We start from the raw sequence: 6,075 nt of genomic DNA on the forward strand, positions 1-6,075 counted from the left end.
GTCCAATACCCTCGTCAGAAGTCTTTGCAGAGGCGCAGCGAATCGTAGATCGCGCTGTGGATGTTGTGCATCGAGATGCAGTCGCCGACGCGGAACAGCAGGAAGCGTCCGTTGCCGAGCGTTTCGCTCAGTGACGGCTGCGGCTGCGACGCGAAGAGCGCGTGCACATCGAGCTGCCCGCGATTGAGCGACTCGGGCTTGAGCTTCCAGTAGAGCGCGTCGTTCGGCGTGATGCCGTTCTCGATGACGACCTGATCCACCGCGCGCTCTTCCTGCTCTTCCGTGTACTCGTTGCGGATCACGGCGATCTTCTTGCCGTCTTCCTCGTACACCTTGTCGAGCCAGTAGTTCGGCGTATGGATCACGCCTTGCGCATAGAGCCGGCGATAGAAGATCGGGAACGTCGTGCCGCCGGTGTCGTCGGCGACCTTCACATCGGGCGTGACGATCTCGACGTTATTGCCCTTCGATGCGATGAAGTCCGCGACGCCCGCGCCCGCATGCGTGGACACGCCGTCATAGACGAGCACGTTCTTGCCCGGCTCGACCTTGCCCGAGAGAATGTCCCACGAGCTGACCGCAAGACCCTGGTCCACGCCCCACGCGGGCACCTGATTCGTGAACGACGAACCGCCCGTCGCGAGCACGACGATGTCCGGCTTCTCGGCCATGATCATCTTGTCGTCGGCGGCGACACCGAGACGGCGATCGACGCCGAGGCGCTTCGTCTCCATGTCGAACCAGCGCACGATGCCGGCCATCTGTTCGCGCTGAGGCGCCTTCGCGGCGAGCATGATCTGACCGCCCACATAGTCGTTCTTCTCGAACAGCACGACATCATGACCACGCGAACGCGCGACGCGTGCCGCTTCGAGACCCGCGGGGCCCGCGCCGACCACGACGACCTTGCGCTTCGGACCGCGCGTCTTCTCGATGACATGCGGCATCGTCTCTTCGCGCGATGTCGCCGCGTTCTGCACGCACAGCACATCGAGGCCGTTGTACTGACGGTCGATGCAATAGTTCGCGCCGACGCACTGCTTGATTTCATCTTCACGGCCATCGCGGATCTTGATGACCATGTGCGGATCGGCGATCTGCGCACGCGTCATGCCGACGAGATCGACCATGCCGTTCGCGAGCAGACGCTCGGCCTGACCCGCATCGCGAATGCTTTGCGCGTGCATGATCGGCAGCTTCACGACCGACTTGATGCCCGCCGCGAGATGCACGAACGGCTCGGGCGGCAGCGCCATCGGCGGCATGCAGTTGGCGAGCGTGTTGTGCGTATCCGCGCCGGAACCGATCACGCCGACGTAATCGATGAGTCCGCTTTCGGACATCGCCTGCGCGATCTCCTTCAGGTTCTCGTGCGAGAGGCCGTCTTCATGGAACTCGTCGCCGCACATGCGCAAGCCGACGCAGAAGTCCTTGCCCACTTCCGCACGCACGGCCTGCAGCACTTCCACGCCGAAGCGCAGACGGTTCTCGAGCGAGCCGCCCCATTCGTCCGTGCGGAAATTGGTGCGCGGACTCCAGAACTGGTCGATCAAATGCTGGTGCGCCGCCGAGATTTCGATGCCGTCCATGCCCGCATCCTTCACGCGCTTCGCGGCCGCGGCGAAGTCCTGAATGATGCGCTTGATCTCTTCCACTTCGATGATCTTCGCGTTGCCGCGATGCACCGGCTCGCGCACACCCGACGGCGACATCAGATGCGGCCAGTGCTCGCCGTGCCATGCGGAACGGCGGCCCATGTGCGTCGCCTGGATCATGATGAACGCGCCATGACGATGCATCGCTTCGGCGAGACGCGAGAGCGGGTCGATGACCTTATCGGTCGCGAGGTTCACCGACTTCCACCAGCCTTGCGGGCTGTCGATCGACACGGGACTCGAACCGCCGCACACGGCGAGGCCGACACCGCCCTTCGCCTTCTCCTCGTAGTAACGGATATAGCGGTCGCCGGGCAAGCCGCCCGGTTCGGCATAGACCTCCGCGTGCGCGGTGCTGACGATGCGGTTACGCAGGGTCAGCTTGTTCAGCTGAAGAGGCTTGAAAAGGTTCGGGTAACGCATTGCGATCGACCTCGGAATGGTTTTACATGCAACTACTTTGCCGCGTTGTCTCCGACGCGGTTATGCCAGTGGCGACACTTCGAACACGCAGTGATCGTGTCCCTCGGCCGCGCATTGCGTCTCGACGGATTTCGAGCGCGGGCCCTTCTTCGCGCTGTCGGGCGCGGTATCGTTCACCCAGTCCATCGCGCCGGCGAACCAGCCCGCGAACATGTAGCAGAGCTTGCCCTGCTTGCCCGGTTGCTGGAGCACGAACGACGAGTTACGCAGATGAATGCGCGCATACGACGTCGCCGGATCGGCTTCGACGATGTCGAACAAGCCCCAGCCGCGTTGCGACAGGCGCTTCAGGTAATGTTCGAACACGGCCATGCCGGCGATGCCGTGCTTCTCCGCTTCCTTGTCGCACCAGTGATACGCGGACTTGTAGCCGGCCTTGTAGAGAATCTCGGCATACGTCTCGAGGCCGAGCGCTTCCTCGACGGCGACGTGATTGTTCGTGAAGAAATGGCGCGGCACGTAAAGCATCGGCAGCGCGTCGGTGGTCCATACGCCGGTTTGCGGATCGACGTCGATAGGCAGTTGGGGTTGCATCGCAGGGTTCCTTTATAGTTGTCGTTGCTCTCAGACGTTCCAGACTTCGCCGAAATAGCGCAGCCAGTTCTCGCCCATCACTTTCTTGATGCGCGATTCGCTCCAGCCCGCCTTTTCCATCGCGGCGGTCAGGTTCGGAAACTCGCCGATCGTGCGAATGCCTTCAGGGTTCACCACCTTGCCGAAGTTCGTCAGGCGGCGATAACGGCCCTTGTCGTGCGTGATCCAGTCGAAGAATTCGGTGCTGTAGCCTTGCGTGAAGTCCGTGCCAATGCCCACCTTGTCTTCGCCGATCACATCGATCGTGTATTCGATTGCTTCGAGATAATCCTCGACGGTCGCGTCCGGGCCTTTCTTCAGGAACGGCGAGAACATCGTCACGCCGACGAAGCCGTTTGCATCGGCGATCTCGCGCAACTGATCGTCGCTCTTGTTGCGCGGATGATCCTTGAGACCCGACGGACAGCAGTGCGAATACGTGACGGGCTTCTTCGAACAGGCGATCGCATCGGAAGAGGTCTTCGCGCCGACGTGCGAGAGATCGACCACGATGCCGACGCGGTTCATCTCCTGAATCACTTCGCGGCCATAGCCGGACAGACCGCCATCGGCTTCGTAGCAACCCGTGCCCACGAGGTTTTGCGTGTTGTAGCAGAGCTGCACCACGTTCACGCCCAGTTCCTTGAACACTTCGATATAGCCGAGGTTGTCCTCGAACGCATACGAGTTCTGGAAGCCGAAGATGATGCCGGTCTTGTTCTCCTTCTTCGCGCGCAGGATGTCGTCGGTCGTGCGCACGAGCGTGAGGATTTCGCTGTATTCGCGGATCTGCTGCTTCATCTCCGCGATGTTGTCGATGGTCTTCTGGAAGTCTTCCCAGACCGAGACGGTGCAGTTCACGGCCGTGACCTTGCCCTTTCTCATGTCCTCGAACACGGAGCGTTCGAACTTCGAGATATTCAGTCCGTCGATGATGATGCTGTTGTCGTGCAGGGTGCTCATCCTGATGTGCTCCGTGTTGCTTGATAGAGTGGGTTCGCGCGGCGCGAAAGAACTGTCGTTCGACTCAGGCCTGACGGGGCTTCCGGCGTTTCGTCGCGGGCTTTGTCGTTGGGTCTATTCTTGTCTTTCGCCTTGCCGGTCAATTTACGAATTTAGACGTGTTCTTTACCTTTTCCGACATGCGCGTCTGTTTTCGACAAGTGGCGAATTAAGATTCGGTGTAGCGCATTCCCTTAGGCTTTCTGCTGCACTGCGTCGGAACGATCGTGCGCTTCAACAGTGCGTTCCTTGACCCGTCAGGCTCCGCCCCGGTGCGCGGCCGCCGTAAAGCAGGAGCAATGCCTCATGGCGCTCAGGGTTTCGCCTGATGGCATGGTAGTTGCACTCGAAACCAAAATTAGAAAAGTGGCAAAGCGCCGCGCATGACGGCGCCAATCAATAGATTCCAAGGAATCAGTTCTCACATGTCTTCCGATCGCACGGCGTCGCTGTCGCACTTCGCGTTCATGCCGCTCCCCAACTTCACGATGATCGCGTTCACGAATGCGATCGAAGTCCTGCGCATGGCGAACTACCTGACGGGGCAGCCGCTTTATCGATGGTCGATCGTGAGTCCCGATGGCGGACCGGTGACGGCGAGCAACGGGCTTTCCGTCGATACGGGTCCGGCGGATTGCGTGGGACAGCCCGACATCGTGTTCGTGGTCGGCGGCATTGACGTGCAGCGTTCGACCACGCCCGAGCATCTATCCGCGTTGCGCCGCTTCGCGCGCACGGGCAGCGTGCTCGGCTCCCTGTGCACCGGCACCTATGCGCTGGCGCGCGCGGGCCTGCTCGCAGGCTACGCATGCGCGATTCACTGGGAGAACATGTCGGCACTTAAAGAAGAGTTTCCCGACACGCGCTTTCTCAAAGAGCTGTTCGTGATCGATCGCGATCGCGTCACGTGCACGGGCGGCGTCGCGCCGCTCGACATGATGCTCAACCTGATCGCGGCGCGCGTCGGCACGGCGCGGGTCACGCAGATTGCCGAGCAGTTCATCGTCGAGCATGTGCGCGATACGAGCGCGCAGCAGCGCATGCCTTTGGTCGCGCGTCTGGGGTCGGCGAACAAGTCGCTCTTCGAGGTTATCTCGCTGATGGAGAACAACATCGAAGAGCCTTTGTCGCGAGAGGAACTGGCGCGTTTGGCGAACATGTCGCAACGGCAGTTGCAGCGGCTTTTCCGCGAGCATCTGGGCATGACGCCGACGCATTACTACCTGACGTTACGACTGCGGCGCGCGCGTGAGCTGCTGCTGCAAACCGATATGTCGATCATGCACATCACGATGGCGTGCGGCTTCCAGTCCGCCTGTCATTTCTCGAAGAGCTATCGCGATGCGTTCGGCACGGCGCCGACGCGGGAGCGCCGCAAGCAGGTTCCGCCTTTGTCGTCCGTGCCCGCGATGGTCGCCTGAGCGATCGATCAGATCGCCATGCGAAGCCGCGTTTCGCAGACTTCGCATCCGCCTACCCGTTCCGTGCGGAATACGCCGTCCAGCGCGAAGCCGAGCGCCTTGTAAAAGCGCAGGCCTTGCACGTTTTCCTCGAGCGCCCAGAGCGTCATTTCCCGATAACCTTCGCTAGCTGCGGCGTTGATCGCCTCATCGATCAACATGCGGCCCGCGCCCCTGCGCCAATGCGTCGGATCGATGTAGATAGCTTCGATTTCGGCGTCCGTTTCGCGCCGGTCGTGGTCGCGTGAGACGCCCCATGCAATCCAGCCCAGGGTGACGTCGTTGCGCTCCGCCAGCATTACGCGGGGCATGCCGCGTGCGATCAGCGCGGTCCATAGTGCCTGACGCTTCGGAATGGAAAGCGAATTGAGGTATGCAGCGGGAAAGATCGAACGATAGGCGGCCTGCCAGGCCTTGACGTGGATGCGCGCGATATCGGCGGCATCGGCGGGGAGCGCGAGGCGCACGGACAGCGCGGTGCGGAGATAATCGGCGGTCATGGGGTAAGTATGACGCTGATTTTGGGGGAATTGGAGGGGGATGGGTTTTCATTTCGCCGGATCCCGTGTTCGTGTCGGGCTATTAGTGTTGCCCCTGTGCGGGGCGGCAGTCGTCTGGTTTATTCGCGGGTGCGGGCGGGCGTGAAATCCTGTTTTCGCGTCGGTTTATTAGCTCTGCCCCTGTGCGGGGCGGCAGTCACTTTCTTTGCTGCTGCAAAGAAAGTAACCAAAGAAACAGCTATCCCCAGCCTAAGCACTTCATGCCGGCCGCGGCACAGAAGATTGCACGTGGTCCAGCAGTAGCGAGTGCCCTCAAAGGTCTTATCGGGCTTGGACCGCGCACGGTCTGACAAGCTAGAAGTTATAGCGCGCTGGTTCAGCACCAAATAGCTCCGGCACAGC

Annotated in this window: 5 protein-coding genes; 1 reads left to right on the forward strand and 4 read right to left on the reverse strand. The window is 61.1% G+C overall.

Translation table 11 applies throughout. From position 1 onward, the window contains the following. Positions 1 to 14: 14 nt before the first annotated feature. Genes AWB78_RS28215 through AWB78_RS28225 form a run of 3 tightly spaced genes read right to left on the reverse strand, consistent with a single transcriptional unit; the run spans position 15 to position 3,674 of the window. The gene (locus tag AWB78_RS28215) at positions 15 to 2,078 is read right to left on the reverse strand and encodes an NADH:flavin oxidoreductase (protein WP_062609453.1); all 2,064 of its coding nucleotides are present in this window, start codon (positions 2,076 to 2,078) and stop codon (positions 15 to 17) included. A gap of 60 nt (positions 2,079 to 2,138) precedes the next feature. Then, positions 2,139 to 2,672, reverse strand: a complete 534-nt coding sequence (locus AWB78_RS28220) for a DUF5943 domain-containing protein (RefSeq protein WP_062609455.1) — start codon at positions 2,670 to 2,672, stop codon at positions 2,139 to 2,141. Positions 2,673 to 2,702: 30 nt separating this feature from the next. Beyond that, the gene (locus AWB78_RS28225; protein WP_062609457.1) at positions 2,703 to 3,674 is read right to left on the reverse strand and encodes a dipeptidase; all 972 of its coding nucleotides are present in this window, start codon (positions 3,672 to 3,674) and stop codon (positions 2,703 to 2,705) included. A gap of 464 nt (positions 3,675 to 4,138) precedes the next feature. On the opposite strand from AWB78_RS28225, the gene AWB78_RS28230 reads away from it, so the two are divergent. After that, positions 4,139 to 5,134 carry a GlxA family transcriptional regulator gene (locus tag AWB78_RS28230; protein WP_062609459.1) on the forward strand — a complete coding sequence of 332 codons (996 nt, stop codon included), beginning with the start codon at positions 4,139 to 4,141 and terminating at the stop codon, positions 5,132 to 5,134. Positions 5,135 to 5,142: 8 nt separating this feature from the next. On the opposite strand, the gene AWB78_RS28235 is transcribed toward AWB78_RS28230, so the two are convergent. Further along, complete coding sequence (locus tag AWB78_RS28235; protein ID WP_062609461.1) at positions 5,143 to 5,673, reverse strand: GNAT family N-acetyltransferase; 531 nt, start codon at positions 5,671 to 5,673, stop codon at positions 5,143 to 5,145. Positions 5,674 to 6,075 lie beyond the last annotated feature (402 nt).

This window comes from Caballeronia calidae (genome assembly GCF_900044055.2).
Taxonomy (GTDB): domain Bacteria; phylum Pseudomonadota; class Gammaproteobacteria; order Burkholderiales; family Burkholderiaceae; genus Caballeronia; species Caballeronia calidae.